Origin of the sequence: Salipiger bermudensis (assembly GCF_020171625.1) — a bacterium.
Classification (GTDB): Bacteria; Pseudomonadota; Alphaproteobacteria; order Rhodobacterales; family Rhodobacteraceae; genus Salipiger; species Salipiger bermudensis_B.
Genome location: NZ_JAIUZY010000003.1, coordinates 145,130 through 170,194 on the forward strand (window position 1 = coordinate 145,130; position 25,065 = coordinate 170,194).

Annotated in this window: 20 protein-coding genes; 12 read left to right on the top strand and 8 right to left on the bottom strand. The window is 69.8% G+C overall.

Annotated elements, in window-relative coordinates; genetic code table 11:
• Positions 1–220 precede the first annotated feature (220 nt).
• From LCM15_RS04230 to LCM15_RS04240, 3 genes are all read right to left on the bottom strand, one after another.
• A complete protein-coding gene (locus tag LCM15_RS04230) occupies positions 221–2,368 on the bottom strand; it encodes a malate synthase G (protein ID WP_224853372.1) in 2,148 nt (715 codons plus the stop codon).
• Between the two features lie 159 nt (positions 2,369–2,527).
• Positions 2,528–4,336, bottom strand: a complete 1,809-nt coding sequence (locus LCM15_RS04235; RefSeq protein ID WP_224853375.1) for an ABCB family ABC transporter ATP-binding protein/permease — start codon at positions 4,334–4,336, stop codon at positions 2,528–2,530.
• A gap of 475 nt (positions 4,337–4,811) precedes the next feature.
• Positions 4,812–6,098, bottom strand: coding sequence for a LysM peptidoglycan-binding domain-containing protein (locus LCM15_RS04240; RefSeq protein WP_224853377.1), 1,287 nt, complete (start codon positions 6,096–6,098; stop codon positions 4,812–4,814).
• A gap of 107 nt (positions 6,099–6,205) precedes the next feature.
• On the opposite strand from LCM15_RS04240, the gene LCM15_RS04245 reads away from it, so the two are divergent.
• Positions 6,206–6,757, top strand: coding sequence for a TIGR00730 family Rossman fold protein (locus LCM15_RS04245; RefSeq protein ID WP_224853379.1), 552 nt, complete (start codon positions 6,206–6,208; stop codon positions 6,755–6,757).
• A gap of 25 nt (positions 6,758–6,782) precedes the next feature.
• Here the strand turns inward: LCM15_RS04245 and LCM15_RS04250 are convergent, their stop codons facing one another.
• Entirely contained in the window at positions 6,783–8,744 is a 1,962-nt protein-coding gene (locus tag LCM15_RS04250) for a lytic transglycosylase domain-containing protein (protein WP_224853381.1), read from the bottom strand.
• 136 nt (positions 8,745–8,880) lie between these two features.
• Here LCM15_RS04250 and dapA point away from each other — a divergent pair, with 136 nt between their 5' ends.
• From dapA to LCM15_RS04280, 6 genes are all read left to right on the top strand, one after another.
• Positions 8,881–9,756 (top strand): 4-hydroxy-tetrahydrodipicolinate synthase, encoded by an 876-nt coding sequence (gene dapA / locus LCM15_RS04255; protein ID WP_224853383.1) that lies wholly within the window; start codon positions 8,881–8,883, stop codon positions 9,754–9,756.
• A 135-nt stretch (positions 9,757–9,891) separates the two neighbouring features.
• Positions 9,892–11,058, top strand: coding sequence for a serine hydrolase (locus LCM15_RS04260; protein ID WP_224853385.1), 1,167 nt, complete (start codon positions 9,892–9,894; stop codon positions 11,056–11,058).
• 68 nt (positions 11,059–11,126) lie between these two features.
• Positions 11,127–11,612, top strand: a complete 486-nt coding sequence (lspA, locus tag LCM15_RS04265; protein ID WP_224853387.1) for a signal peptidase II — start codon at positions 11,127–11,129, stop codon at positions 11,610–11,612.
• A gap of 47 nt (positions 11,613–11,659) precedes the next feature.
• A complete protein-coding gene (locus LCM15_RS04270) occupies positions 11,660–12,193 on the top strand; it encodes a DUF3035 domain-containing protein (RefSeq protein ID WP_224853389.1) in 534 nt (177 codons plus the stop codon).
• A 321-nt stretch (positions 12,194–12,514) separates the two neighbouring features.
• Complete coding sequence (locus LCM15_RS04275; protein WP_224853391.1) at positions 12,515–13,888, top strand: M16 family metallopeptidase; 1,374 nt, start codon at positions 12,515–12,517, stop codon at positions 13,886–13,888.
• Complete coding sequence (locus LCM15_RS04280) at positions 13,885–15,204, top strand: M16 family metallopeptidase (RefSeq protein ID WP_224853393.1); 1,320 nt, start codon at positions 13,885–13,887, stop codon at positions 15,202–15,204. The genes LCM15_RS04275 and LCM15_RS04280 overlap by 4 nt, the downstream gene beginning before the upstream one ends.
• A 372-nt stretch (positions 15,205–15,576) precedes the next feature.
• Here LCM15_RS04280 and purH read toward each other — a convergent pair whose 3' ends face one another.
• The 3 genes from purH to LCM15_RS04295 form a co-directional block, all read right to left on the bottom strand.
• A complete protein-coding gene (gene purH, locus LCM15_RS04285; RefSeq protein WP_224853394.1) occupies positions 15,577–17,166 on the bottom strand; it encodes a bifunctional phosphoribosylaminoimidazolecarboxamide formyltransferase/IMP cyclohydrolase in 1,590 nt (529 codons plus the stop codon).
• Positions 17,167–17,188: 22 nt separating this feature from the next.
• The gene (locus tag LCM15_RS04290) at positions 17,189–18,943 is read right to left on the bottom strand and encodes a heparinase II/III family protein (protein ID WP_224853396.1); all 1,755 of its coding nucleotides are present in this window, start codon (positions 18,941–18,943) and stop codon (positions 17,189–17,191) included.
• 92 nt (positions 18,944–19,035) lie between these two features.
• Positions 19,036–20,298: an RsmB/NOP family class I SAM-dependent RNA methyltransferase gene (locus LCM15_RS04295; protein WP_224853398.1), complete on the bottom strand. Its 1,263-nt coding sequence runs from the start codon at positions 20,296–20,298 to the stop codon at positions 19,036–19,038.
• A gap of 73 nt (positions 20,299–20,371) precedes the next feature.
• On the opposite strand from LCM15_RS04295, the gene LCM15_RS04300 reads away from it, so the two are divergent.
• Complete coding sequence (locus LCM15_RS04300) at positions 20,372–20,569, top strand: DUF1674 domain-containing protein (protein WP_224853400.1); 198 nt, start codon at positions 20,372–20,374, stop codon at positions 20,567–20,569.
• A gap of 196 nt (positions 20,570–20,765) precedes the next feature.
• On the opposite strand, the gene dapB is transcribed toward LCM15_RS04300, so the two are convergent.
• Positions 20,766–21,581: a 4-hydroxy-tetrahydrodipicolinate reductase gene (gene dapB, locus LCM15_RS04305; protein WP_224854569.1), complete on the bottom strand. Its 816-nt coding sequence runs from the start codon at positions 21,579–21,581 to the stop codon at positions 20,766–20,768.
• An 87-nt stretch (positions 21,582–21,668) separates the two neighbouring features.
• Here dapB and rbfA point away from each other — a divergent pair, with 87 nt between their 5' ends.
• From rbfA to LCM15_RS04325, 4 genes are all read left to right on the top strand, one after another.
• The gene (gene rbfA, locus LCM15_RS04310) at positions 21,669–22,064 is read left to right on the top strand and encodes a 30S ribosome-binding factor RbfA (RefSeq protein WP_224853401.1); all 396 of its coding nucleotides are present in this window, start codon (positions 21,669–21,671) and stop codon (positions 22,062–22,064) included.
• A gap of 4 nt (positions 22,065–22,068) precedes the next feature.
• Positions 22,069–22,815: a phosphodiester glycosidase family protein gene (locus tag LCM15_RS04315; protein ID WP_224853404.1), complete on the top strand. Its 747-nt coding sequence runs from the start codon at positions 22,069–22,071 to the stop codon at positions 22,813–22,815.
• 70 nt (positions 22,816–22,885) lie between these two features.
• Positions 22,886–24,232, top strand: coding sequence for a TldD/PmbA family protein (locus LCM15_RS04320; protein ID WP_224853405.1), 1,347 nt, complete (start codon positions 22,886–22,888; stop codon positions 24,230–24,232).
• On the top strand, positions 24,219–25,001 hold the full coding sequence (locus tag LCM15_RS04325; protein ID WP_224853407.1) for an inositol monophosphatase family protein: 783 nt from the start codon (positions 24,219–24,221) through the stop codon (positions 24,999–25,001). Before LCM15_RS04320 ends, LCM15_RS04325 begins: the two co-directional genes overlap by 14 nt.
• The last annotated feature ends 64 nt before the right edge of the window (positions 25,002–25,065 follow it).

Sequence of the window (25,065 nt, forward strand, 5' to 3'; positions counted from 1 at the left end):
ATTCCGAGTCCGCGTCGGTCCAACCGACCAGCGGCTGCCTTCCTAAGTCCCAGCCGGCCCGATGGGCTCGCGGCCTCATTCCGCCCCACCCGTCCGGCCAGCGGACCAGCGGCCCCCGCCACCCAACGAACGAGCGACGGTCTTCATACCTCCCCGCCGGCCCGCAGGGCCGGCGGCCGGGCGACGCGGGCGAAGCCCGCGGCGCAATCCCTCACAAGCCTCAGCCCGCGGCCTTCAGCTCGAGACGGCGGCGGTGCAGCACCGGCTCGGTATAGCCCGACGGCTGCTCCCGGCCCTCGAAGACCAGATCACAGGCGGCCTTGAATGCCGGCCCGTCATAGGCCGGCGCCATCGGCCGGTAGGCCGCGTCGCCGGCGTTCTGGCGGTCCACCACCTCGGCCATGCGCTTCATCACCGCCATGACCTCGTCTCGCGAGACCACGCCGTGATGCAGCCAGTTGGCCAGATGCTGCGACGAGATCCGGCAGGTCGCGCGATCCTCCATCAGCCCCACGTCGTGGATGTCCGGCACCTTCGAGCAGCCGACCCCCTGGTCGACCCAGCGCACCACGTAGCCGAGGATGCCCTGCGCGTTGTTCTCGATCTCCTCGCGGATCTCCGCGTCGGACCAGTTGGCGCCCTCGGCCACCGGGATCGTCAGCAGATCCTCGAGCGTGCCGCGCGGCCCGCCCGCGGCGATCTCCGCCTGCCGTGCCAGCACGTCGACCTCGTGGTAATGCAGCGCGTGCAGCGTGGCGGCGGTGGGCGACGGCACCCAGGCGCAGTTCGCCCCGGCCTTGGGATGACCGATCTTGGCCTTGAGCATATCCGCCATCAGGTCCGGCATGGCCCACATGCCCTTGCCGATCTGCGCCTTGCCCCGCAGCCCGCAGGCCAGCCCGATATCGACGTTGCGGTCCTCGTAGGAGGCGATCCACGCGGTGCTCTTCATGTCGCCCTTGCGGATCATCGGGCCGGCTTCCATCGAGCTGTGCATCTCGTCGCCGGTGCGGTCGAGGAAGCCGGTGTTGATGAAGGCGACCCTGTGCTTGGCGGCGCGGATGCACTCCTTGAGGTTGGCGCTGTTGCGACGCTCCTCGTCCATGATTCCGAGCTTCACGGTGTATTGCGGCAGCTCCAGCGCCGCTTCCACGAAGCTGAAGATCTCGTCGGCGAAGGCGACCTCCTCGGGGCCGTGCATCTTCGGCTTGACCACGTAGACCGAGCCCTTGACCGAGTTGCGCGGGCCGGAGGTCTTGTTCAGATCGTGCCTGGCGATCAGCGTGGTCACCATCGCATCCATCAGCCCCTCGAAGATCTCCGAGCCGTCCTCGAGCAGGATCGCCGGGTTGGTCATCAGGTGGCCGACATTGCGCACCAGCATCATCGAGCGCCCCTTGAGCACCAGCTCGGAGCCGTCCGGCGCAGTGTAGACCCGGTCGCCGTGCAGCGTGCGGGTGACCGGCTCGCCGCCCTTCTCGAAGGTGTCGGCAAGATCGCCCTTCATCAGGCCGAGCCAGTTGCCATAGGCCTGCGTCTTCTCCTCGGCATCGACGCAGGCGACCGAGTCCTCGCAATCCATGATGGCCGAGACCGCGGCCTCCATCAGCACGTCGGCGAGCCCCGCCGCATCGGTCTTGCCGATGAAATGATCGCGGTCGATGACCAGCTCGACATGCAGGCCGTTGTTGCGCAGCAGGATCGCCTCCGGCGCCTCGGGCGCGCCGCGGTAGCCCGCGAACTGCGCCGGGCTCAGCAGCGGCTTGCCCGAGACCCGCAGCGTGCCGCCCTCGACCGTGTAGGCATCGACGCCGGCGTGGCTGCCGCCATTGACCGGGAAGGTCGCGTCGAGAAAGGCCTTGGCGGCCTCGACCACCTTGCCGGCGCGGTCCATGTCGAACCCGCCCTTGCCGGGCCGCGAGCCCAGTGCGTCGGTGCCGTAATAGGCATCATAAAGCGAGCCCCAGCGCGCGTTCGCGGCGTTCAGCGCGTAGCGCGCGTTGGTGATCGGCACCACCAGCTGCGGCCCCGGCACCGAGGCGAACTCCGGGTCGGTGTTCTGCGTCTCGATCTCGAACTCCGGCCCCTCGGGCACGAGATAGCCGATCTCCTCGAGGAATTCGCGGTAGGCCCCGGCATCATGCGGCTGGCCCTTGCGCTCCAGATGCCACGCGTCGAGCTGCGCCTGCAGGCGCTCGCGGGTCTCGAGCAGCGCCGCGTTGCGCGGGCCGAACCTGTGCGCCAGTTCCGACAACTTCTCCCAGAAGGTCTCCGCCGCCACGCCGCTGCCCGGCAGCGCCTTCTCTTCGATGAAGTCGAACAGAACAGGGTCGATCTGAAGACCGTTGCGGGTGATGCGGTCGCTCATGGCAAGCCTCCTGGCAGAAGTCGGATGGTGTGCGAGTTTCCAGACCAGTAAGAGAGTTTCCGATCGGAAACAAGGGCGGTCACCTTACCTGACCAATTTTCGCCAGTGCGGCAGGAGCGCTGTCAAAAGCCCCGCCGCGATGGCGCCTCGGCCCGCCTCTCAGGCCGCGTCGCGATCCGCCTGCTGGCGCGCCCAGAGCTGCGCATAGCGCCCGCCGCGCGCGAGAAGCACCTCGTGGGTGCCCTCCTCGACCACCTCGCCCTTCTCCAGCACCACGATGCGGTCGCAATCGGCAATGGTCGAAAGCCGGTGGGCAATGGTGATGACCGTCCGGCCTTCTCCGGCGCGCTTCAGCGCGGTCTGGATCTCGGCCTCGGTCTCGGTGTCGAGCGCCGAGGTGGCCTCGTCGAGCAGCAGGATCGGCGGGTCCTTGAGCAGGGTGCGCGCGATGCCCACCCGCTGCTTCTCGCCGCCCGACAGCTTCAGCCCGCGCTCGCCGACCTGGGTGTCGTAGCCCTCGGGCAGGCTCTCGATGAAGCTGTGGATCTGCGCCGCCCGCGCCGCCGCGACGATCTCGTCCTCGGTTGCGCCGTCGCGGCCATAGGCGATGTTGTAGCGGATGGTGTCGTTGAACAGCACCGTGTCCTGCGGCACCACCCCGATGGCGGCGTGCAGGCTGTCCTGCGTGACGTCGCGCAGGTCCTGCCCGTCGATGCGGATCGCCCCGCTGCCCACGTCGTAGAAGCGAAACAGCAGCCGCCCGATGGTCGACTTGCCCGACCCCGAAGGCCCGACCAGCGCCACGTTCTGCCCGGCGCCGACCTCGAGCGACACGCCCTTGAGGATCGGCCGTTCCGCGTCGTAGCCGAAGCGCACGTCGTCGAAGGCCACCACGCCGCCCGCCACCGCAATGGCCGGCGCGCCGGGCTTGTCGGTGACGTCCCGCGGGCTGTCGAGCAGATCGAACATCTCGCCCATGTCGACGAGGCTCTGGCGGATCTCGCGATAGACCGTGCCGAGGAAGTTCAGCGGCATGGTGATCTGGATCATGTAGGCGTTGACCATGACGAAATCGCCCACCGTCAGGCTGCCATCCTGCACGCCCATCGCCGCCATCACCATGACGATGACCAGACCGGTGGTGATCAGCAGCGACTGGCCGAAGTTGAGCCACGCCAGCGAGGTCGCGGTCTTCACCGCCGCCTGCTCGTAGCCCTTCATCGCGGCGTCGTAGCGCGCCGCCTCGCGGGTCTCGGCGCCGAAATACTTCACCGTCTCGAAGTTCAGCAGGCTGTCGATGGCCTTCTGGTTGGCATCGGTGTCCTGCTTGTTCATCGTCCGGCGCAGGCGCACCCGCCACTCGGTGACCTTGAAGGTGAACCAGACATAGAGCGCGATGGTCACCACCACCACGGCGAGATACCAGACGTCGAACAGCACGAAGAGCACCGCCGCCACCAGCGCCAGCTCGATGACCAGCGGCCCGATGCTGAACAGCAGGAAGCGCAGCAGGAACTCGACGCCCTTGACGCCGCGCTCGATGATCCGCGACAGCCCGCCGGTCTTGCGGCTGATGTGATAGCGCAGCGAGAGGCGGTGGATATGGGTAAAGGTCTCGAGGGCGAGCTGGCGCAGTGCCCGCTGGCCCACCCGCGCGAAGACGCCGTCGCGGGCCTGCTGGAAGCCCACGCTCATCAGCCGCGCCATCCCGTAGGCGACGGTCAGCCCAACCGCGCCCAGCATCAGGTCCGGCACCTCGCCCGACAGGCTGTCGACCGCGCGCTTGTAGAGGATGGGCGTGCCCACGGCGATCAGCTTGGCGAGCAGCAGGAGCCCCAGCGCGAACACCACCCGGCGCTTTACCCAAGGCGCACCGTCGGGCCAGAGATAGGGCCAGACCCGGCGAATGGTGCGTAGCCCCGAGCGGCGCTCCTCGCGGGCGATATCGGCGGAGGTCTCGGGAGGCATGGCGGGTCCGTTCTGTCGCGTCTCTCCCCTGCCTTAACGCGATGCCCGGCGGGAAACCAGAGCCGGGCCCGTCCTGTCGCTGGGAGGGCTGACCCGGCAAGGGGGCGATGCCCCCCTGTCGCACCAGAGGCGCGCCTCTACTAAAAAGAAGGAGGGGGCGCTGCCGCCTGTCGCACCGAAGGTGCGCCTCTATCAAAAAGAAAGAGGGGACTCTGCCCCCTGTCGCACCGAAGGTGCGCCTCTATCAAAAAGAAAGAGGGGACTCTGCCCCCTGTCGCACCGAAGGTGCGCCTCTATCAAAAAGAAGGAGGGGGCTCTGCCCCCTCTTGGCGCTATGCGCCAATTCACCCCCGAGGTATTTTTGAACCAAAGAAGACATAAGCGCTGCGCCCCTGCTTCTCTTCGTCAAAAATACTCCCGCCGGAGGCGTCCGGATGTGCCGCTGGCGCGCGCCGGGCGCAAGGGCCGTCCGGTCTCAGTCTGGCAGGTCGAAGATCTGGCCGGGATAGATCAGGTCCGGGTTGCGGATCTGGTCGCGGTTGGCGTCGAACACCTTCACATAGGCCAGCCCCTCGCCGTAGCGGTCCCGCGCCAGCGCCCAGAGCGTGTGGCCGGGCTGCACCGTGACGGCGGTCAGCGCCGCCCGGCCCGCCTCCGCCTCGTCGGCCGCGGCGGTGAGCTTTGCCGGATCCTCGCGCAGGAACGGGCTTTCGGCACGCGCCGAGACCTCGCCGCTATCGCCAAGCTGGTCGACGCGCAGCGTGTAGGTGCCGCCCTCCACCCCCGGCAGATCGATGCGCCAGCGCCCGGTTTCGGGGACCGCGCCGGAGGCGACGGAGCGGTTGTCGAGATAGACTCGCAGCGTCGCATCGGCGCTGCCGCGTCCCGACAGGGTGACCCCGCCGAGGTCGTCATAGGTGATGGCATCGATCGCGACCTGCCCCTCGGGCAACGGCTCCGGCGCCTGCAACACCTCGACCCCGTCCTCGGTCGAGAGCAGAACGGCGGGCGTCGCCGGGGGCGCGGGCGGCGTCGCAGTTTCAGTGGCTTCGCCGGAGGCCAGCGCGACGGCCCCGTCGCGCGTCTCGCTCCCGGTCTCAGGCGCCTGCGCCACGTCGGCATCCGGGGCAGACGGCTCCGCAGGCAACCCGGCCACGGTGCCGATTTCGGCGGGCCTGTCCGCGCTCGGCGGTTCCGGCGCCTCGGAGGGCGACAGCGGCGCGAGGATGACCTCCTCGGTCGAGGCGACCTCCTGCTCTCCCACCGTCATGCTCAGCCGCAGCACGCGCGGGTCGGCAGAGGGCGGCAGATCGAGAAACAGCGCGAACCGCCCGGAGGCATCCGCCGAGGCCACCGGCTGCGCGGCGCCGTCGAGCAGCACCGAGACCTCGGCGCCGGGCGCGGCATGACCCGCCACCAGCGTCTGACCTCCGGGATCGGCGCGCACCAGATCGAAACGCGGCGGGGCGGGGGCGTCCGGGGCCTCGGTCGGGGTGTCGACTGCAACCGTATCGGGCGCGGCGCCCCCGCTCTCGCCCACTTGGGCGGCGGGCATCTCGTCGGGCGCCTCTGGCGTGACCGACACAACCGCGACATCGGCCCCGGAGGCGTCCCCGTCCGGCGCCGCGTCGCTCGCAGCGGTCTCGGACGACGAGGAGAGCAGGCTGATCGGTCCCGTGTCCGGCCCGATCAGACCGGCCAGATAAAGCAGCGCCGCCAGCGCCACCGCGCCCAGAATCCCCCAGCCAAGTGCCTTTGTCATCGTCGTGCTATCCAGTCCCCAAGTGGCGCTGCAGCGCAGCGCTGTTGAGATGGTATAACAATCCCGTTATCACGGGTCAAAACAGCAATTTAACGCCGAGTCCCAGCATGAACCCGAAATCCGTCTGCGTCTACTGCGGCTCGCGCCCTGGCCGTGCCGCTTCCTACACCGCTGCCGCCGAGGCGATGGGCCACGCGCTCGCCGCCGAGAAATGGCGCCTCGTCTACGGCGCGGGCGATGTCGGGCTGATGGGCGTGGTGGCCCGCGCCGCGCAGGCCAGCGGTGGCGACACCTTCGGCGTGATCCCCACCCACCTGCTGCAGCGCGAGGTCGGCAAGACCGACCTCACCCGCTTCGTCGTCACCGAGACCATGCACGAGCGCAAGAAGGTCATGGTCATGAACGCCGATGCCATCGTGATGATGCCGGGCGGCGCCGGCAGCCTCGACGAATTCTTCGAGGTGCTGACATGGCGCCAGCTCGGGCTGCACGACAAGCCGATCGTGCTGCTTGACAGCGAGGGGTTCTGGGGGCCGCTCAAGGCGCTTTTGCATCACGTGGTCGACGAGGACTTCGCCGACCACTCGTTGCTCGATTTCGTGCAGAGCGCCGAGACCGCCGATGGCGTCATGGAGATCCTGCGCCGCGCCCTGAGCTGAGCTAGCGCACGCGCCCTGCCCGGCCTCAGTCGATCCGGCGCAGGGTGCTGCCGGTCAGCTCTTGCGAGAACGGCACCGGCAGCGGATCGCGGCCCAGTCGGGCACGGTAGACCGGCAGGCTTTCCGAGACCCGCATGACGTAGTTGCGGGTCTCGTTGAACGGGATCATCTCGATCCAGTCGACCACGTCGATCTCGCCTTTCCGGGGATCGCCGAACAGGTCCATCCAGCGGATCGGGCGGCCCGGACCGGCGTTGTAGCCCGCCGCCATCATCACCACGTTGCCGTCGAAGCGCTCCGCCAACCGGGCCAAATAGGTCGAGCCGAGCCGCGCGTTGTAGGCCGGATCCTCGGTCAGCCCGTCATGGGAATAGGCGATGTCGAGCCAGCCCGAGACCTCCTGCGCGGTTCCGGGCATCAGCTGCATCAGGCCGCGCGCCCCGGCGTGGGAGACCACCGCCGGGTCGAACTCGGATTCGCGCCGCGCAATCGCCAGCACCATCTCCTTCGGGACCGGAAACTCGGAGGCCACCAGATCCGGGTGCAGCGCATAGTACGGCCCCGGCAGCTCGACGCCGTAGCGCGCGGCGCGCTTGCCGACCATTACCTGCACATGCGGGCGGCCCATCTCGGCGAGCATGTCGCCAAGCTGGCCGATCGCCTGCCGGTCGAGCCCTTCGGCGAGGTGGGTGAGGAAGCGCTCTCCCAGCGTGAGTTCGCCCGAGGCCAGCAGCAGGATCGCCGCCTTGTAGACGGTGCTCTCGGTGAAGGCGGCGCTGTTCCAGTCGGGGAAATCCTCGGTCCCGGCGAGGGCCGGGTTGGGGGCCACGCCGGCCTTCTCGGCGGCCAGCAGACCGTAGAACGAGGTCTGCCAGCGCGCGCCCTGCTCATAGGCGGTTTGCGCGGCCGCGGCATCGCCCAGCGCCTCATACGCGCGACCGGTCCAGTAGCCCGCCCGGCCCATCGAGATCGGCGTGTCGACGGCGCCGCCATGGCTCTGGAAATGCCGCAGCGCGCGCTGCGGGTTGTCGAGGAAACGCAGCGAGAGATAGCCCGACAGCCACTCCAGCGCGGCGAAGTCCGAGCCTTCGGACAGATGGTGGGTCGAGGCGACCTGGTAGGCGGTCTGGTATTCTCCGTCGAGCATCAGCGAATGCGCGATGTCGTCGCGACGCTCGGCCCAGGCCCAGGGCTCGCCCAGGGTCTCGGCGCTCTTGGACTGCGCCAGAAGCAGCGCCACCGCATCGGCGGTGCGGCCCTTGCGGACGCGCCAAAGGAACCGCTCGTAGGCCAGCCCGGGATCGTCGCGCAGCGCCGCGGGCACCTTCTCGATCAGTCCGTCGACGCCGGGGGCCATGTCGCGCAGGGCGATTCGCGCCTCGGCCAGCGCGCGCCAGTCGTCACCGACCAGCGGCAGGATGGCGCGGGCGTTCGTCTCCCACCCCTGCCACAGCGCCATGTCGAGCCGCGCCTCGTGATGGTCCTTCAGCAGCTCTCCCCATTGCGACAGGAAGCTCGAGCGTTCCTCCGAGGACAGCGCCAGCGTACGCCACGCCAGCACCACCTCGGCCTCGGCGGCACCGCGCTCCCCTTCGGCCATGTAGCTGCGCGCCAGCGCCAGGGCACCGGCCCCGGTCTGCGGACGGTAGCCGTCGAAGAAGGCGCGGATGATCGCCATGTCGCCGGATTCCGAGATCGCGATTTCGCTCTTCTCACGCAGGTAGGGCATCCCCGGCCAGTCCGGGTTGCGCTCGATGAAATCCATGATTTGCGAGGGCTCGCCCCGGCTCGAGCGCAGGTAGTGCCACAGGATCACGTCGAGCGCCGGCTGGCCGTCGCCGCGCGAATCGATCAGGGCCGCGGCCCAGTTGCCCTCACGCATGGCCTGCATGGCCTCGGCCAGCGGGCGCTGGGTCTGCGCGGCGGCGGGTGTGGCGGCCGGTACGGCCAGAGCGAGCGAGAGCAGGATGGCCCAGAGGCGCGACATGAGCTTGCAATTTCCGATCTGAAAAGGAATAGACGCGGACCAGAGGATATCGCGCGTCGTCAGGGCTGCAATTCACATTCCCTTCAGGGCGACCCGGACCCGCACGGATGACGGTAACACACAAAAGGAGCGTGTCATGTTGAAAGGTTCTATGCCTGCCCTGGTCACGCCGTTCAAGGACGGCGCAGTGGATTTCGACACGCTTAAACGCCTCGTGGAGTGGCACATCGAGCAAGGCAGCCACGGCCTCGTGCCCGTGGGCACCACCGGCGAGAGCCCGACCCTCACCCACAAGGAGCACGAGGCGGTGATCGAATGCGTCGTGACCGCGGTGGCGGGGCGCATTCCGGTGATCGCCGGGGCCGGCTCGAACAACACCGACGAGGCGATGCGCTTCGTGCAGTTCGCCGAGAAGATCGGTGCCGATGCGGCGCTGGTGGTCACGCCCTACTACAACAAGCCGACACAGGCCGGGCTGATCGCGCATTTCACCGCGCTGCACGACTGCGCCGACATTCCGCTCGTGATCTACAACATCCCCGGGCGGTCTGCGGTCGACATGACGCCGGCAACGATGGGCGAGCTGGCCAAGCTGCCGCGCATCATCGGCGTCAAGGATGCCACCGCCGATCTCGCGCGGGTCTGCGCCCAGCGTCTGACCTGCGGGCCGGACTTCCTGCAGATCTCGGGCGAGGACGCCACCGCGCATGGCTTCAACGCCCAGGGCGGCGTGGGCTGCATCTCGGTGACGGCGAACGCCGCGCCGGCGCTCTGCTCGCAGCTTCAGGAAGCCACGCTCGCGGGCGATTTCGGCAAGGCGCTCACCATCCAGGACCGGCTGATGCCGCTGCATCAGGCGATCTTTGCCGAGCCCGGGCTGTGCGGTGCGAAATACGCCATGTCGCGCCTTGGCCTCTGCGACGAAGAGATGCGCCTGCCGCTGCTGCCCGTGACCGAGCCGGTGCGCGTCCGGATCGACGATGCGCTGCGCCATGCCGGCCTGCTGAACTGAGCCGGCGACAGGCCGCCCACGCGGCACCGAATTGAGACAACGGCCGGGCACGTCCCGGCCGTTCGTCGTTTCAAGACCTTGCCATCCGATCGTTTCCTGCGCAGCGTCCTCCGGCATCATTCGGGAGAAGCGTTCATGCGGTTTCTGGCAGTCCTGTTTGCCTTCCTCTTCCCCGCCGCCACGGTCAGCGCCGGCGACGAGGAGGAGCGCACCCTGCGCGCGCTGCTGTCGCGCGGCGAACAGGAGGTCGCGATGGCCCCGGCGTTCTTCGACAGCGTGCCGCCGGAAACCCTGTCGCAGGTGCTCGACGGGCTGAGGGACGCCATCGGCCCGGTCGCCCGCGTCGACGGCAAGGGCCGCGACTACGTCATCCAGTCCGACACCCACCGGATGCCCGCCCGCATCGCCTTCGATGCCGAGGGCCGGGTCTCGACGCTGTGGTTCGGTGCGCCGGAGCCGCGTGTCACCGACCTCGCCAGCGCCGAGGCCGTCTTGCGCGAGCTTGGGCGGGACGTGGCCTGGCTCGCCACCCGCGACGGCGTGGTGATCTCGGAGCACCGCGCAAGCGAGCCGCTCGCCGTGGGCTCTGCCTTCAAGATCGGCGTTCTGGCGGCGCTCGTGGACGAGATCGAGGCCGGTCGCCGCGACTGGGCCGAGGTGGTGCGCCTTGAAGAGCGTCACCGCTCCCTGCCCTCGGGCCGGATGCAGGACTACCCCGAGGGCGCGCCGGTCACCCTGCACAGCGCCGGGCTGGCGATGATCGCCGAGAGCGACAACACCGCCACCGATCTGCTGATCGATCTGCTTGGGTCAGACACGGTGGCGCAAAAGCTCGGCCTTGCTGACGGGACCTTCCTCACCACCCGCCAGTTCTTTGCCCTGAAGGCAGACGCGGCGCGCCGGGCCGAGTGGTTCGATGCCGCCCCCGCCGACAAGCCCGCCATCGCCGCGCGCGCCGCCAAGACCCTGCCCGCGCTCGAGGAGGTCAACGACCCGCACGCGCAGGGTCTCGAGTGGTATCTGCCCCTCGACCGGCTCTGCGCCCTCGGTGCCCCTCTGGCCAGCCTGCCGCTGATGCAGGTCAACCCGGGCCCGGTCGCGGATCAGCCCGGCCGATGGCGGAACATCGCCTTCAAGGGCGGCTCCGAGACCGGCGTGCTCAACCTCACCACGTGGCTCACCGACGCCGAGGGCCGAAAGTACTGCGTCGCGCTGAGCGTCAACGATCCCGGCGCGATCCCCGACACCACGGCGGTCGGGGCCTTTGGCGCCTTCCTGCGCAGCCTGCACGGGCGGTCCTGAGCCTTGGCTTTCCATCCGCGCCTGCACAGGCTAGATCGGTCCGGACAGACAGGACCGGGGAAGACAGCATGAAGACAGTGGCCTGGGTGGCGGCGATCACCCTCGTTCTCGACCAGCTCAGCAAGTGGCTGGTGGTGCATGTGATGTCGCTCGACAGCCGGCTCGCCATCGACGTGCTGCCGCCGGTGCTGAATTTCCGCATGGCCTGGAACTACGGCATCAATTTCGGCCTGCTGAACGGCGGCACCGAGGCGACCAAGTGGATCCTGATCTCGGTCGCCCTCGGCATCGTGCTTTTCGTGCTGGTCTGGCTGCGCCGTGACCCGCCGGGCACGCTTGGGCTGATCGCCGGCGGGCTGCTGATCGGCGGCGCGCTCGGCAACGTGATCGACCGGCTGCTCTATGGCGCGGTGGCCGACTTTCTCAACATGTCCTGCTGCGGCCTGAACAACCCCTTTGCCTTCAACGTCGCCGATATCGCGATCTTCGCCGGCGCGCTCGGGCTGGTGTTCTTCCCCGGCAGCACGCGCAAGCGCGGGAAAAACGGCTCGTGACGCCGCCGGCCCGATACGTTAAAGCAGGCACAGGCAAGAACCGGAGAATGGCAATGAAGCTGTCGCAGGTCGTGATCGTGATGGGGCTGATTGGGCTCGCCGGCTGTTCGTCGGGCGCGCGGGACATGCGCCTGCACTACCTCAAGACCAACAGCGGCACGCCCGAGGAATTTGCCATCGTGCCCAACAAGCCGCTCGAGACACCGCCGGCGATGACAGCGCTCCCGGCGCCCACGCCCGGCAGCGCCAACCGCACCGACCAGACCCCCAAAGCCAGCGCCGTGGCGGCGCTCGGCGGGAATCCGGCGCGCGTGAGCGAGCGCGGCACGCCCTCCGGCAACGGGGCACTGCTGCAGCGCGCGGGTCGCTACGGCACCGATCCCAACATCCGCACCGACCTCGCCGCTGCCGATTTCGAGCACCGCAAGCGCGCCTCGCGCTTCAGCTACAAGATCGTGCCGCAGGACGAGTATTACGATGCCTACCGCGAGCAGTGGCTGAACAGCCACGACGCGCTCGACGCCTATCGCCGCGCCGGCATCAAGACCCCCTCGGCCCCGCCGGCAGGCTGGGACAACTGAGCCGCGGCTCCAACCGCTCCTAATCCTGCATCGACGGCTTGGCAGGCGCGCAGCCGTGAGTGACGGTTAGCCCCCGATAGGTCGGCAGGCCACATCCCGCTCCCCCTTCCCCAGCCGCATGGGCACGGATCCAGACATGGCCCGGGCGGTCCAAGACCTGCCCGGGCCCCGGGTCCTTTGCCTGTCGACGTCAGCCCCCGGAACCGACGCCGAAACGGCCACGCGCCGTCCCATGCCATCACGAAACCGCAAGGCGCGCTTGAATACCCCCCGACACCGCGTAGGTTCCTTTCACTTCGGGTACAGACAGGGATTTTGCCGATGAAGAGACTCGCCGCGGCCCTCACGATCGCCGCCGTCACGCTCTCCGCGCCGCCAGCGCTGGCCGAGGAGACCGCCACCCCGGTCACCGACTTCACCCTCGACAACGGCATGGAAGTCGTGGTCATCGAGGACCACCGCGCCCCGGTCGTGGTGCACATGGTCTGGTACCGCGCAGGCTCCGCCGACGAGACCGCCGGCACCTCGGGCATCGCCCACTTCCTCGAACACCTGCTCTTCAAGGGCACCGAAAAGATGGAAGCGGGCGAGTTCTCGCGCGTGGTGGCGCAGAACGGCGGCACCGACAACGCCTTCACCTCCTTCGACCAGACCGCCTATTTCCAGCGCGTCGCCGCCGACAGGCTGGGCCTGATGATGGAGATGGAGGCCGATCGCATGGTCAACCTCCAGCTCGACGAAGAGGACATCCTGACCGAGCGCGACGTGATCCTCGAAGAGCGCAACACCCGGGTCGAGAACGATCCCGCGGCGCTGATGCGCGAGCAGATGGGCGCAGCACTATACCAAAACCACCGCTACGGCGTGCCGATCATCGGCTGGCGCCACGAGATGGAAGCGCTCGACCTCGAGGCCGCCACCGGCTTCTATGAACGCCACTACGCCCCCAACAACGCCATCCTGATCGTCGCCGGCGACGTCACTCCCGACGAGGTTCGCACGCTCGCCGAAGAGCACTACGCCCCGATCCCCGCCAACCCCGAGGTCGGCGCCCCGCGCCTGCGCCCGCAGGAGCCGCCGCAACTGGCCGCGCGCCACTTGGTCTACCGCGACCCCCGCGTCGCCCAGCCTTACCTGATGCGCCAGTACCTCGCGCCCGAGCGTGATCCCGGCGACCAGCGCACCGCCGCAGCACTGACCCTGCTCGACGAGATCCTTGGCAGCGGCCAGACCTCGGTGCTGAACCGCGACCTGCAGTTCGATGCCAAGGTGGCCCTGCACACCGGCAGCTACTACGACGGCACCTCCTACGACGATTCGAGCTTCACGCTGATGGTGGTGCCCGCCGCCGATGTTAGCCTGGAAGACGCCGAGGCGGCGCTCGACTCGGCGCTTGCGACCTTCCTCGAGGAGGGCGTCGATGGCGACCAGCTCGAGCGCATCAAGTTCCAGCTCAATGCCGATCTGGTCTACCAGCAGGACAGCACCGAGTCGCTGGCGCGGCGCTACGGAAGCGCGCTGACCTCGGGGCTGACCATCGAGGACGTGCAGGCCTGGCCCGACCTGCTGCAGTCGATCACCGCCGAAGAGATCGTCGAGGCCGCCCGGCAGGTCTTCGACGCAAAGCAATCGGTCACCGGCTACCTGATGGCCGACGAGGCCGCCGCCGCCCCCCAGCAGGAGGTCCTGCAATGAAGCCGCTCTTCGCCGCTGTCTTCAGCCTGTTTCTCGCCACCCCCGCGCTCGCGGCCACCGACATCCAGACCGTCGAAACCCCGATGGGCTTCACCGCGTGGCTGGTCGAGGAGCCGTCGATCCCCTTCACCTCGCTCGAGATTCGCTTCCGCGGCGGCACCTCGCTCGACGCGCCCGGCAAGCGCGGCGCCACCAACCTGATGGTGGGCCTGCTCGAGGAGGGCGCAGGCGATCTCGACGCCCGGGGTTTCGCTGCCGAGCGCGACGCGCTGGCGGCCGGGTTCAGCTACGATTCCGGCCCCGATTCGATCTCGGTCTCGGCGCGCTTTCTCACCGAGAACCGCGACGAGGCCGTGGCGCTGCTGCGCCAGAGCCTGGTCGATCCGCGCTTCGACGAAGAAGCGCTCGAGCGGGTCCGCGCTCAGGTGCTTTCGGGGATCCGCAGCGATGCGCGCGATCCCGACGCCATCGCCAACGCGCGCTTCGACGAGATGGTGTTCGGCGATCATCCCTACGGCTCCCAGCCCTCGGGCACCGAGGAGAGCGTCACCGCCCTCACCCGCGACGACATCGTCGCCGCGCACGCGGCCAGCATGACCCGCGACCGGGTCTATATCGCCGCCGCCGGCGACATCTCGCCCGACGCGCTCGCCACGCTGATCGACGATCTGCTGGGCGATCTGCCCGCGACCGGCGCGCCGCTGCCCGCCGATATCGAGGCCGAGACCAGCGCCGGCGTCACCGTGGTGCCCTTCGACACGCCGCAATCGGTGGCCATGTTCGGCCATGCCGGCATCGCCCGGAACGATCCCGACTTCTTCGCGGCCTACGTTCTCAACCAGATCCTCGGCGGCGGCGGCTTCGAGGCGCGGCTGATGACCGAGGTGCGCGAGAAGCGCGGCCTGACATACGGGGTCTATTCCTACCTCGTGCCGATGGATCACGCGGCGCTCTATCTCGGCCGCGTCGCCTCCGCCAACGATCGCATCGGCGAGGCGATCTCGGTGATCCGCGACGAGTGGCGCAAGATGGCCGAAGACGGGGTAACCGAGGCCGAACTCGAACAGGCCAAGACCTACCTCACCGGTGCGTTCCCGCTGCGCTTCGACGGCAACGGCCCGATCGCGCGCATTCTCGTGGGGATGCAGATGGACGGGCTGTCGCCCGACTACGTCACCACCCGCAATGACGAGATCGAGGCGGTCACCCGCGACGACATCGCCCGCGTCGCCGCCCGGCTGCTGCAGCCCGACGCTCTGCGCTTCGTGGTGGTGGGCCGCCCCGAGGGCCTCGAAGACGAGACCTCCGGCCAATGACCCTGCCGCGCCGGGTGCCCACGCCACCGGCCCGCCGCAGCCCCCGTCTTCTCTTCGTCAAAATACTCCGGGGTGAATTGGCCGCAGGCCAAGAGGGGCAGCGCCCCTCCCCCCGCTCAACGCAAGTGGTGGTGGGCCGCCCCGAGGGCCTCGAAGACGAGACCTCCGGTCAATGACCCTGCCGGGCCGGGTGCCCACGCCCCCGGCCCGCTGCAGCCCCCGTCTTCTCTTCGTCAAAAATACTCCGGGGTGAATTGGCCGAAGGCCAAGAGGGGCAGCGCCCCTCCCACCCCCCTTGCCACGCAAAACGGCCGGCCCCATTCCGGGACCGGCCGTGTCGCATCTCGCAAGAGCCGCCCGCAGGCGCCCGCCTCAGTGGCGGAAGTGGCGCATCCCGGTGAACACCATCGCCAGCCCCGCCTCGTCGGCTGCCGCGATCACCTCGGCGTCGCGCATCGAGCCGCCCGGCTGGATCACCGTGGTGGCGCCCGCCGCCGCCGCCTCGAGCAGACCATCGGCAAACGGGAAGAACGCGTCCGAGGCCACTGCCGAGCCCTTGGTCAGCGCCTCGGGCAACTCCAGCGCCTCGGCCATGCGCTCGGACTTCTTCGCCGCGATCAGCGCCGAATCGAGCCGGCTCATCTGGCCCGCGCCAACGCCCACCGTGGCGCCGTCCTTGACGTAGACGATGGCGTTCGACTTCACGTGCTTGGCCACCTTCCAGGCGAAAAGCAGATCCTCAAGCTCGGCTTCGGAGGGCTGCCGCTTGGTCACCACCTTCAGATCCTCGAGCCCGATCCGGCCGACATCCTTGTCCTGCACCAGGAAGCCGCCCGCCACCTGCCGGTAGGTCAGGCCCGGCGTGCCGGGGTTGGCCACGCCGTCGGTGGTCAGCAGACGCAGGTTCTTCTTCTTCGCGAAGATCTCCTTGGCCGCGTCATCGGCGCCCGGCGCGATCACCACTTCGGTGAAGATCTCGGCGATCGCCTCGGCGGTTTCGGCATCGAGCTTCATGTTCAGCGCCACGATGCCGCCGAAGGCCGAGGTGCGGTCACAGTTGAAGGCCTTCTGGTAGGCCTCCTTGAGGGTTGCGCCCTTTGCCACGCCGCAGGGGTTGGCGTGCTTGATGATGGCGCAGGCCGGCCCGTCGCCGGGCAGGAACTCCGACACCAGCTCGAACGCGGCATCGGTATCGTTGATGTTGTTGTAGCTCAGTTCCTTGCCCTGGTGCTGCACCGCGTTGGCCACGCCCGGCCGGTCCGAGCCGTCACGGTAGAAGGCCGCGGACTGGTGCGGGTTCTCGCCGTAGCGCAGGGTCTGGGCCAGCTCGCCGGCAAAGGCGCGGCGGCGCGGCGCCGCCTCCTCGAGCGCGCCCGCCATCCAGCTCGAGACCGCGGCGTCATAGGCGCCGGTGCGGGCATAGGCGGTCAGCGCGAGCTTCTGGCGGAAGCCGTAGGAGGTGGCGCCGTCATTGGCGTCGAGCTCGGCCAGCAGCGGCTCGTAATCGGCGATGTCGGTGACCACGTTGACGAAGGCGTGGTTCTTGGCCGCGGCACGGATCATCGCCGGGCCGCCGATATCGATGTTCTCGATGCAGGTATCATAATCGGCGCCCTTCGCGACGGTCTCCTCGAACGGGTAGAGGTTGACCACCAGCAGGTCGATCTCGGGGATCGCGTGGCCCTGCATCGCCGCGACATGGGCCTCGTCGTCGCGCAGCGCCAGCAGGCCGCCATGGATGCGCGGGTGCAGGGTCTTGACCCGGCCGTCCATCATTTCGGGGAACTCGGTGACCTCGGCCACGTCCTTGACGGCGATGCCCTCGTCGCGCAGTGCCTTGGCGGAGCCGCCGGTGGAGAGGATCTCGATTCCGCGCTCGGAGAGGGCACGGCCAAGATCGATGAGGCCGGTCTTGTCGGAGACGGAAATCAGCGCGCGGGCGACTTTGTGCAGGTCAGGCATACGGATCGGGTTCCCAGATGGTTCAATGCGTCGGCTCCACCTCGTCCCGGGCCACGTCGCGCAGGGCGATCGCGGTGTCCTGCGTCTTGGCCAGAGACCAGCGGATGCGCGTCGCATACTCCATCGCGCGCCCGGATAAAACGACCTGTTTCGCCGCGCGGGGGCGCAGCCGGCCTTTTTCGAGGTAAACCGAGGGCTCCAGCGTCAGCCGCGGGCCGGCATCGTGGCGGAACACCCAGACCTCGCCCGAGCGCAGCGCCAGCGACACCGCGCTGCCGCCCATGTCGAGCGCGGCGTCGATCTCGGGGTGCAGGTGAAAGCGCAACTGCCAGGGCAGCCCGCTCAGGCGCGCCGCGTCGAGCCGCCGGTCGAAGAGCCGCTTGTCGGCATCGTCGAGCGTGATCAGCATGTCCTCGCCCGAGACCGCGCGCCCGTCGGCGCTCAGCTCGAGGATGCGGGCATGGGTCAGCCCGTGGGTCCGGCGGAAGCCGTCATGGCCGCCCTCGAAGCGCTGCCCGCCCTCCTCGATCTGGACAATCTCCGCAGGCACCTGTTTCGGTCCGTCTTCGAGCCATTCGAGGGCCGCGTCACCGCCCGGTCGTGGGCTCGCCAGCCGGGCGCTGGAATAGCCGTCGAGGCACAGCGTCGAATGCGAGGGCGTGGCGCGTCCGGCCCGCCGCCAGTCCGAGCCGAAGCCGGCCCCCGAGCCACAGCTCACCACAAGCGGGCGGCGTCCGGAGGTCAGCTCGAAGGCCAGCGTCGAGGCATGCGCATCGAGAGAGGCAGCCCCCGAAGGCGGCGGCGCGGCATCCACGATCAGGCTGCTGCGCCCGCCCGAAAGCCGCGCGTAGCCCATCGCCAGCCCCCCGCTCGGCGGGCGCCGCCGGACGCCAGACGCCGCCAGCGCCTCGTCGAGCCGGCCCTCGAGCCCGCGCCCGCCGCCCTGAAACCGCGCCAGCCCGCCATCGGCATGGCGCAGCGCGCGCAGGGTCGGCGCGATGCGCGCGATGGCCGCGACATGCGCCTCCTCTGGGGTCAGGTCCTCGTCCTCGAGCGCCGCGCGCGCCCAGCTCAGCAGGGTAAAGACCTCGAGCAGTTCCTCGGGATTGCGGGTCGGAATGCCGCCCTCGGCATCGATCCGCGCCGCGCATTCGGCGCCAAGCGCCTTGCGCGCCGTCTCCGCATGGGCGGCCATGCCCTCGAAGGACAGACCGGCATAGAGCAGCCCGGTCAGCGCCTCGAACCGCGCCAGTCCCGGCGGCGTGCTCTGCCAGCGCCGGGAGAGGAAGATCGTCTGCGCCGCCAGCGCCCGGTAGAACGCCGCCGCCTCGTCGGCGTTGGCGCCGCGCAGCAGGAACAGCGCATGATGGATCGCGCGGATCAGCCGCCGCCCGGCGGCCTCGGGGCGCCAGCCCTCGCCCCGGCCACTGCCGTAGCGGGCGATCCAGCCCCAGACCCATTTCCGCGCCAGCAGTCGCGCGCGCGCGTCGCCCACCGCTGCGAGATCGTCCAGCCAGCGAAAGCCGTGGATCTCGGCCTCCCACGCCGCATCCGGCGCGGCGATGTCCCAGATCATCGCGTCGGGGGCCTCGACGAGGTGGCCCGCGAACATCAGGTTGCCGGCGCAAAGCTGGCGGCCCCGCGCGACCCGGCCGGTGCTGCGCGGTTCGGGGTGCGACACGAGGGCAGAACCCGGACGGGCGCGCGCCGCCAGACGCGCGTGCAGTCGGTTCAGGAACCGCGTCACCGCGGCAGACCAGTTGCCCCTGTTCGACATGCCCTCTCGTGCCCCGTCCCGGCCTTGTCCGGCTCTTCGTTGCCAAGAGGTGTAGCGAAGGGGGGCGGTCAAGTCACCTCGGAATGAGCCGCTCAGGCCGGTTTGCGCAGGATCGCCATGTAGAACCCGTCCATGCCGCCACGCTCCGCCCAGAAATCGGGCCGCAGCCGCAGCCCGCCCTCTTCCGAGCGCCACCCGTCCTCGACGCCGGCGGCCTCCGGGCGCAGCACCTCGAGGCCGGGGTGGCGCGCCAGCGCCTCCTCGACCTGGCATTCGCCCTCGTCCGGGATCAGCGAGCAGGTGCAGAACACCAGCCGCCCGCCGGGGGCGAGCAGGCTCAGCGCGTGATCGATCATCGCCGCCTGCAGGCCGATCAGCTCGGAGATGCCCTCGCCCTGCTTGGCCTGAGGCAGGTCCGGGTGGCGGCGGATGGTGCCGGTGGCCGAGCACGGCGCGTCGAGCAGGATGGCGTCGTAGCTGCCGTCGTGCTCGAGCGCATCCCCGGTGACCGTCGCCACCTCGAGCCCGGTGCGGGCGAGGTTCTCGCGCACCCGGCCCATGCGGGCCTCGGACAGGTCGAGCGCGGTGACCTTGGCGCCCGCTGCCGCAAGCTGCATGGTCTTGCCGCCCGGCGCGGCGCACATGTCGAGGACGCTCAGCCCCGTGACGTCGCCCAGAAGCCGTGCGGGCAGCGCCGCGGCGGCGTCCTGCACCCACCACTCGCCGGTGTCGTAGCCCGGCAGCGCCGAGACCTGACCGGCACTGGCCAGCCGCACCGAGCCGGTGGGCAGCAGCGTGCCGCCGACCGCCGCCGCCAGCTCCGCCGCATCGCCTTTTGCGCTGAGATCGAGCGGCGCGCCCGCCAGGTGCGCCGCCTCCATCGCCGCGACCGCCTTGTTGCCCCAAGCGACACTCAGCGGCTCGCGCAGCCAGCGCGGCAGGCGCGGCACCCGAAGCGTCGGCCATTTCGCCGGTGCCTCCTCGGTGAGCTTGCGCAGCACCGCATTTACGAGCCCCTTCATCGAGTGGGTCTTGCGGTCGCCGGCGATGATCTGGACGCATTCGTTGACCACCCCGTGCGCCGCCCCGCCGGTGGCCAACTCCCACGCTCCGAGGCGCAGCACGTTGCGCACGAAGAGCGGCGGCGCCTTGCGCAGATGCGGCTTCAGCAGCCGGTCGCAGCGCTCGAGATTGCGCAGGACGTCCTGCGCCATGCGCTGCGCGGCGGCGCGGTCGGGGGCGGGCATCGCCTCCCATGCGGCGCCGGTCATGGCGTCGGAGAGCAGCCGGCCCTGCCCCAGGACCTGGCCGAGCAGCGCCACGCTCTGGGCGCGGGCGGTGGGAATGGGCGGCATGGAGGTCTCTCCCCGGGTTGTCTCGCTGGGCTGGCGGGCCCTATATCAGGGGGGACCAGACGAGGAAAGCGCCATGACCGACGAGACATCCGACCGCAAGGGCCTGCCCGCCGCCGCCCAACGCGCCCTGGCCGAGGCCGAGGCGCGCCGCGCCGCCGCCGAGGAGGAAGCCCGCAAGGCCCCCGCGCCGAAGGAATACGGCGGCCGCGACGGGCTCGACCCGGCGCGCTACGGCGACTGGGAGAAGAAGGGCCTCGCGATCGACTTCTGATCGCGCGGTGCGCATGAGGGGTTGCGCGGGCTGGGGCCCGCGCCGGGGTTCAGGGGCTCTGCCCCTCTTGGCCTGCGGCCAATTCACCCCGGGATATTTTTGGCCAGAAGAAAGCCGGGGTGGGGCGCGGGTGTGGAGAGCGGAGTGCCCCTGCCCTTTTTTTGGGGGGAGAGGGCCGCGCGCCTGCCCCTTGGGTTCAGTCGTTCAGGCCCAGCACGTCGAGCATGTCGTATTCGCCGGGGGCCTTGTCCTGCCCCCAGAGCGCGGCCTTCAGCGCGCCGCGGGCGAAGAGGGCGCGGTCCGAGGCGATGTGCTTGATCGTGATGCGCTCGCCGGCGGCGGCAAAGATCACCTCGTGCTCGCCCACCACGTCGCCGCCGCGAATGGCGTGGAAGCCGATGTCGCCGCGCTTGCGCTTGCCGGTGATGCCGTCGCGGCCCCGGTCGGAGACCGCATCGAGCGCCACGCCGCGGCCCTCGGCGGCGGCCTCGCCCAGCATCAGGGCGGTGCCGGAGGGCGCATCGACCTTCTGGTTGTGATGCGCCTCGACGATCTCGATGTCCCAGTCCTCGTCCAGCGCCGCGGCGACCTGCCGGGTCACCTTGGTGAGCAGGTTGACCCCGAGCGACATGTTGCCGGCGCGCACGATCACCGCGTGGCGGGCGGCGACGTGGATCTTCTTCAGGTCTTCGGCGTCGAGCCCGGTGGTGCCGATCACGTGCACCGCGCGGGCCTGCGCCGCGAGCTCGGCAAAGGCCACGGTGGCGGCGGGCGCGGTGAAATCGATCACCGCCTGCGCCTTTGTGAAGGCCTCGAGCGCGTCATCGGTCACCAGCACGCCAAGCTCGGTGCCGCCCATGCAGGTGCCGAGGTCGCGCCCGACCCAGTCGTGGCCCGTGCGCTCGACCGCGCCCACCAGCGCCAGCCGGTCGCTCTTTTGCAGTTCGCGCACCAGCATCTGGCCCATGCGGCCCGACACCCCCGTCACAACAACGCCCGGCATCTCGCTCATCGTCATCTCCAGTTCATCCTTTGCGCGCTTCCTTAGCCCGCAGCGTCCGGCTTGGCAAAGGGGCGGGCAAGGACTAAGTGGGGAGACATGGGCAAGAACAGATTCCAAGACGGTCCCGGACCGAGCCAGAGACAGCTTCGCGTCGGCGAACTCATTCGCCGGACGCTGTCCGAGGTGCTGACCCGCGGCGACATCCACGACCCCGAGCTCAACCGCCTCTCGATCACCGTGGGCGAGGTGACGGTGTCTCCCGATCTCAAGGTGGCGACCGCCTACGTGGTGCCCTTGGGCGGGGGCAAACCGGACGAGATGTTCGACCTGCTCAAGCGCAACAAGGCCGAGCTGCGCCGCGCCGTCTCCAAGGGGCTGACGCTGAAATTCGCGCCCGAGCTGCGCTTCAAGCTCGACGAGACCTTCGACCGTCTCGACGAGACCCGGCGGCTGTTCTCGCAAGATGCGGTGCGCCGCGACGTGGAGGAGTAGGCCGGTGCGCGGCGTTCTGGCCGCGGTCACCGCGCTGGTCCTCGCAGCGCTGCCGCTGTCCGCAAGGGCGGTGGAGTGCGAGCCTCTGGAACATGCCGGCAACCGCTACACCGTGTGCGAGGTGCGCCCCGCTCGCGAGGCGCTGCGCACCTTCCTCTACACCGAGGACGGCGCACCGTGGGGCCAGTTCACCGCCATCGACAACGCCCTGCGCCCGGAAGGCCGCCGCCTCGCCTTCGCGATGAATGCCGGCATGTATCACGAGGATCGTGCGCCCGTAGGCTATTACGTCGAGCGCGGCGAAGAGGCGATGCGGGTGATCTCGAGCGCCGGCCCGGGCAATTTCGGGCTGCTGCCGAACGGCATCCTGTGCATCCGCCGCAACCGGGCCGACGTGATCGAGACCCGCGCCTTCCTGCGCGAGCGGCCGAGCTGTCGCTACGCCACGCAGTCGGGCCCGATGCTGGTGATCGACGGGGCGTTGCACCCGCGCTTCCTGCCCGACAGCACGTCGCGCTACATCCGCAACGGCGTCGGCACCTCCGAGAACGGCAAGCGCGCGGTCTTCGTGATCTCGGAAACCGCCGTCACCTTCCACGAATTCGCCTCGCTGTTCCGCGACCGGCTGGGCCTGCCGCAGGCGCTGTTCCTCGATGGCAACGTGTCGCGGCTTTATGCCCCCGCGGCCGGGCGGCGCGACATCGGGCGCATGATGGGGCCGATCGTCGGCGTGGTGACGCGCGAGGAGTGAGGCGGCTGCCTTTCCCTTGCACCCGCCCCTCCCGCGGCCTACCTCGAGAGGGCAGCAACGCGGAGCCCCCATGAACCGACCCCTCGACAGCCTGACCCACGCCCTTCTGGATGCCGCCACCAAGGCCGGCGCCGATGCCGCCGACGCGATCGCCGTCGAGGGCAGCTCGACCGAGATCGACGTGCGCAACGGCACGCTCGAGCAGGCCGACCGCTCGGAGGGCACCGACATCGGGCTGAGGGTGTTCGTCGGTCGGCGCAGCGCGGTGGTGTCGTCCTCGGACACCAAGGACAGCACCCTCGCCACCATGGCCGACCGCGCCGTGGCCATGGCCCGCGAGGCGCCCGAGGACCCGTATGCCGGGCTTGCCGATCCCGGACAGCTCGCCCGGGACTGGGACATCGACGCACTCGAGATGTGTGATCCCACCGACGCCCCCTCCCCGGCCGAGCTGCAGGACGACGCCTGCGCGGCGGAAGCCGCGGCGCTGGCGGTGCCGGGCATCGGACAGGTGCAGTCGGCCTCGGCAGGCTATGGCCGCCGCCACGTGCATCTGGCCGCGAGCAACGGCTTCTCGGGGGGCTACGCGCGCAGCTCGCGCTCGCGCTCCTGCGTCGCCATCGCGGGCACCGGGCTTGCGATGGAGCGCGATTACGACGGCGACAGCCGCACCTTCCAGTCGGACCTGCGCGGCGCCGCCGAGATCGGCCGCCGCGCCGCCGAGCGCGCGCTCGAGCGGCAGAACCCCCGCCGCCCCAAGACCGGCGCCTACCCGGTGCTGTTCGACGAGCGCATCGCCGCCTCGCTGATAGGTCACCTGATCTCGGCGGCCAATGGCGCGTCGGTGGCGCGCGGCGCCTCGTGGCTGCGCGGGGCGCTCGGAGAGGACGTGCTCCCCAAGGGGCTGTCGCTGGTCGAGGACCCGCACCGTCCGCGCATTCCCGGCTCGCGCCCCTTCGATGCCGAGGGCCTGCCGACGCAACGCCGTGCGCTGGTCGAGGATGGCGTGCTGACCGGCTACTCGCTCGATCTGGCCACGGCCCGCAAGCTCGGCATGGACCCCACCGGCAACGCCGCGCGCGGCACCGGCGGCGGGCCGTCTCCGACCTCGTGGAACCTTGCGCTGACGCAGGGCGAACAGAGCCGCGAGGCACTGATCGCGCAGCTGGGCTCGGGGCTGGTGGTGACATCGATGATCGGTGCCACGATTAACCCCAACACCGGCGACTACTCGCGCGGGGCGGCGGGGTTCTGGGTCGAGAACGGCGAGATCGCCTACCCGGTCTCGGGTGTGACCATCGCCGGCAACCTCCGCGACATGCTGCGCCGGATCACCCCGGCCAACGACGCGCGCGGCTGGCTGTCGCGCGTGGTACCGTCGCTGCTGGTCGAGGGGCTCACCCTTGCCGGAGAGTGACCTCGCGCTTCTGACCCGCGCCGCGTGGAGCGCCGCCGAGACCGCCACCCGCTATATCGGCGGCGCCATGAACGTGCGCCAGAAGGCGGCTGACGGCAGCCCCGTCACCGATGCCGACATGGCGGTGAACGCGGTGCTCGAGGGGCTGCTGCGCAGCGCCCGACCCGACTATGGCTGGCTCAGCGAGGAAAGCGCCGACGATCCGGCGCGGCTCGGGGCGGAGCACGTGTTCATCGTCGACCCGATCGACGGCACCCGCAGCTTCATCGAAGGCTCGGACAGCTGGGCGCATTCGCTGGCCGTGGCCCGCGATGGCGAGATCACTGCCGCGGTGGTGTTCCTGCCGATGCGCGAGCGTTTCTACAGCGCGGCGCTTGGCGAGGGCACGCGGCTCAACGATGCGCCGGTGCGCGCCAGCGACGTGGCAACGCTCGAGACCGCGCAGGTGCTGGCCACCAAGCCCTCGATGCAGCCCGATCACTGGCGCAGCCCGGTGCCCGCGCTGCGGCGCAGCCACCGCCCGTCGATCGCCTACCGGCTGGGTCTGGTCGCCGAGGGCCGCTTCGACGCGATGCTGACGCTGCGCCCGTCCTGGGAATGGGACATCGCCGCGGGCGCCCTGCTGCTGTCCGAGGCCGGCGCGGTGCTCAGCGACCGCACCGGCGCGGCGATCCGCTTCAACGCCGCCCATCCCAAGCATGACGGCGTGGTCGCCGCCAACCCGGCGCTGCATGGCGAGATCCTTGGCAGGCTGCGACAGGCCCGCTGACCTGCCCGGCCTTGCGGCCCGGAGTCGTTCAAAGAAAATTGCACGCGTTTTCCGCCACGCCACC

What these genes read in the sequence shown, in the direction of transcription:
- LCM15_RS04230 (WP_224853372.1), bottom strand. Translation starts at nt 2,368, where the DNA reads ATGAGCGACCGCATCACCCGCAACGGTCTTCAGATCGACCCTGTTCTG.
- LCM15_RS04235 (WP_224853375.1), bottom strand. Translation starts at nt 4,336, where the DNA reads ATGCCTCCCGAGACCTCCGCCGATATCGCCCGCGAGGAGCGCCGCTCG.
- LCM15_RS04240 (WP_224853377.1), bottom strand. Translation starts at nt 6,098, where the DNA reads ATGACAAAGGCACTTGGCTGGGGGATTCTGGGCGCGGTGGCGCTGGCG.
- LCM15_RS04245 (WP_224853379.1), top strand. Translation starts at nt 6,206, where the DNA reads ATGAACCCGAAATCCGTCTGCGTCTACTGCGGCTCGCGCCCTGGCCGT.
- LCM15_RS04250 (WP_224853381.1), bottom strand. Translation starts at nt 8,744, where the DNA reads ATGTCGCGCCTCTGGGCCATCCTGCTCTCGCTCGCTCTGGCCGTACCG.
- dapA (WP_224853383.1), top strand. Translation starts at nt 8,881, where the DNA reads ATGTTGAAAGGTTCTATGCCTGCCCTGGTCACGCCGTTCAAGGACGGC.
- LCM15_RS04260 (WP_224853385.1), top strand. Translation starts at nt 9,892, where the DNA reads ATGCGGTTTCTGGCAGTCCTGTTTGCCTTCCTCTTCCCCGCCGCCACG.
- lspA (WP_224853387.1), top strand. Translation starts at nt 11,127, where the DNA reads ATGAAGACAGTGGCCTGGGTGGCGGCGATCACCCTCGTTCTCGACCAG.
- LCM15_RS04270 (WP_224853389.1), top strand. Translation starts at nt 11,660, where the DNA reads ATGGCAATGAAGCTGTCGCAGGTCGTGATCGTGATGGGGCTGATTGGG.
- LCM15_RS04275 (WP_224853391.1), top strand. Translation starts at nt 12,515, where the DNA reads ATGAAGAGACTCGCCGCGGCCCTCACGATCGCCGCCGTCACGCTCTCC.
- LCM15_RS04280 (WP_224853393.1), top strand. Translation starts at nt 13,885, where the DNA reads ATGAAGCCGCTCTTCGCCGCTGTCTTCAGCCTGTTTCTCGCCACCCCC.
- purH (WP_224853394.1), bottom strand. Translation starts at nt 17,166, where the DNA reads ATGCCTGACCTGCACAAAGTCGCCCGCGCGCTGATTTCCGTCTCCGAC.
- LCM15_RS04290 (WP_224853396.1), bottom strand. Translation starts at nt 18,943, where the DNA reads ATGTCGAACAGGGGCAACTGGTCTGCCGCGGTGACGCGGTTCCTGAAC.
- LCM15_RS04295 (WP_224853398.1), bottom strand. Translation starts at nt 20,298, where the DNA reads ATGCCGCCCATTCCCACCGCCCGCGCCCAGAGCGTGGCGCTGCTCGGC.
- LCM15_RS04300 (WP_224853400.1), top strand. Translation starts at nt 20,372, where the DNA reads ATGACCGACGAGACATCCGACCGCAAGGGCCTGCCCGCCGCCGCCCAA.
- dapB (WP_224854569.1), bottom strand. Translation starts at nt 21,581, where the DNA reads ATGAGCGAGATGCCGGGCGTTGTTGTGACGGGGGTGTCGGGCCGCATG.
- rbfA (WP_224853401.1), top strand. Translation starts at nt 21,669, where the DNA reads ATGGGCAAGAACAGATTCCAAGACGGTCCCGGACCGAGCCAGAGACAG.
- LCM15_RS04320 (WP_224853405.1), top strand. Translation starts at nt 22,886, where the DNA reads ATGAACCGACCCCTCGACAGCCTGACCCACGCCCTTCTGGATGCCGCC.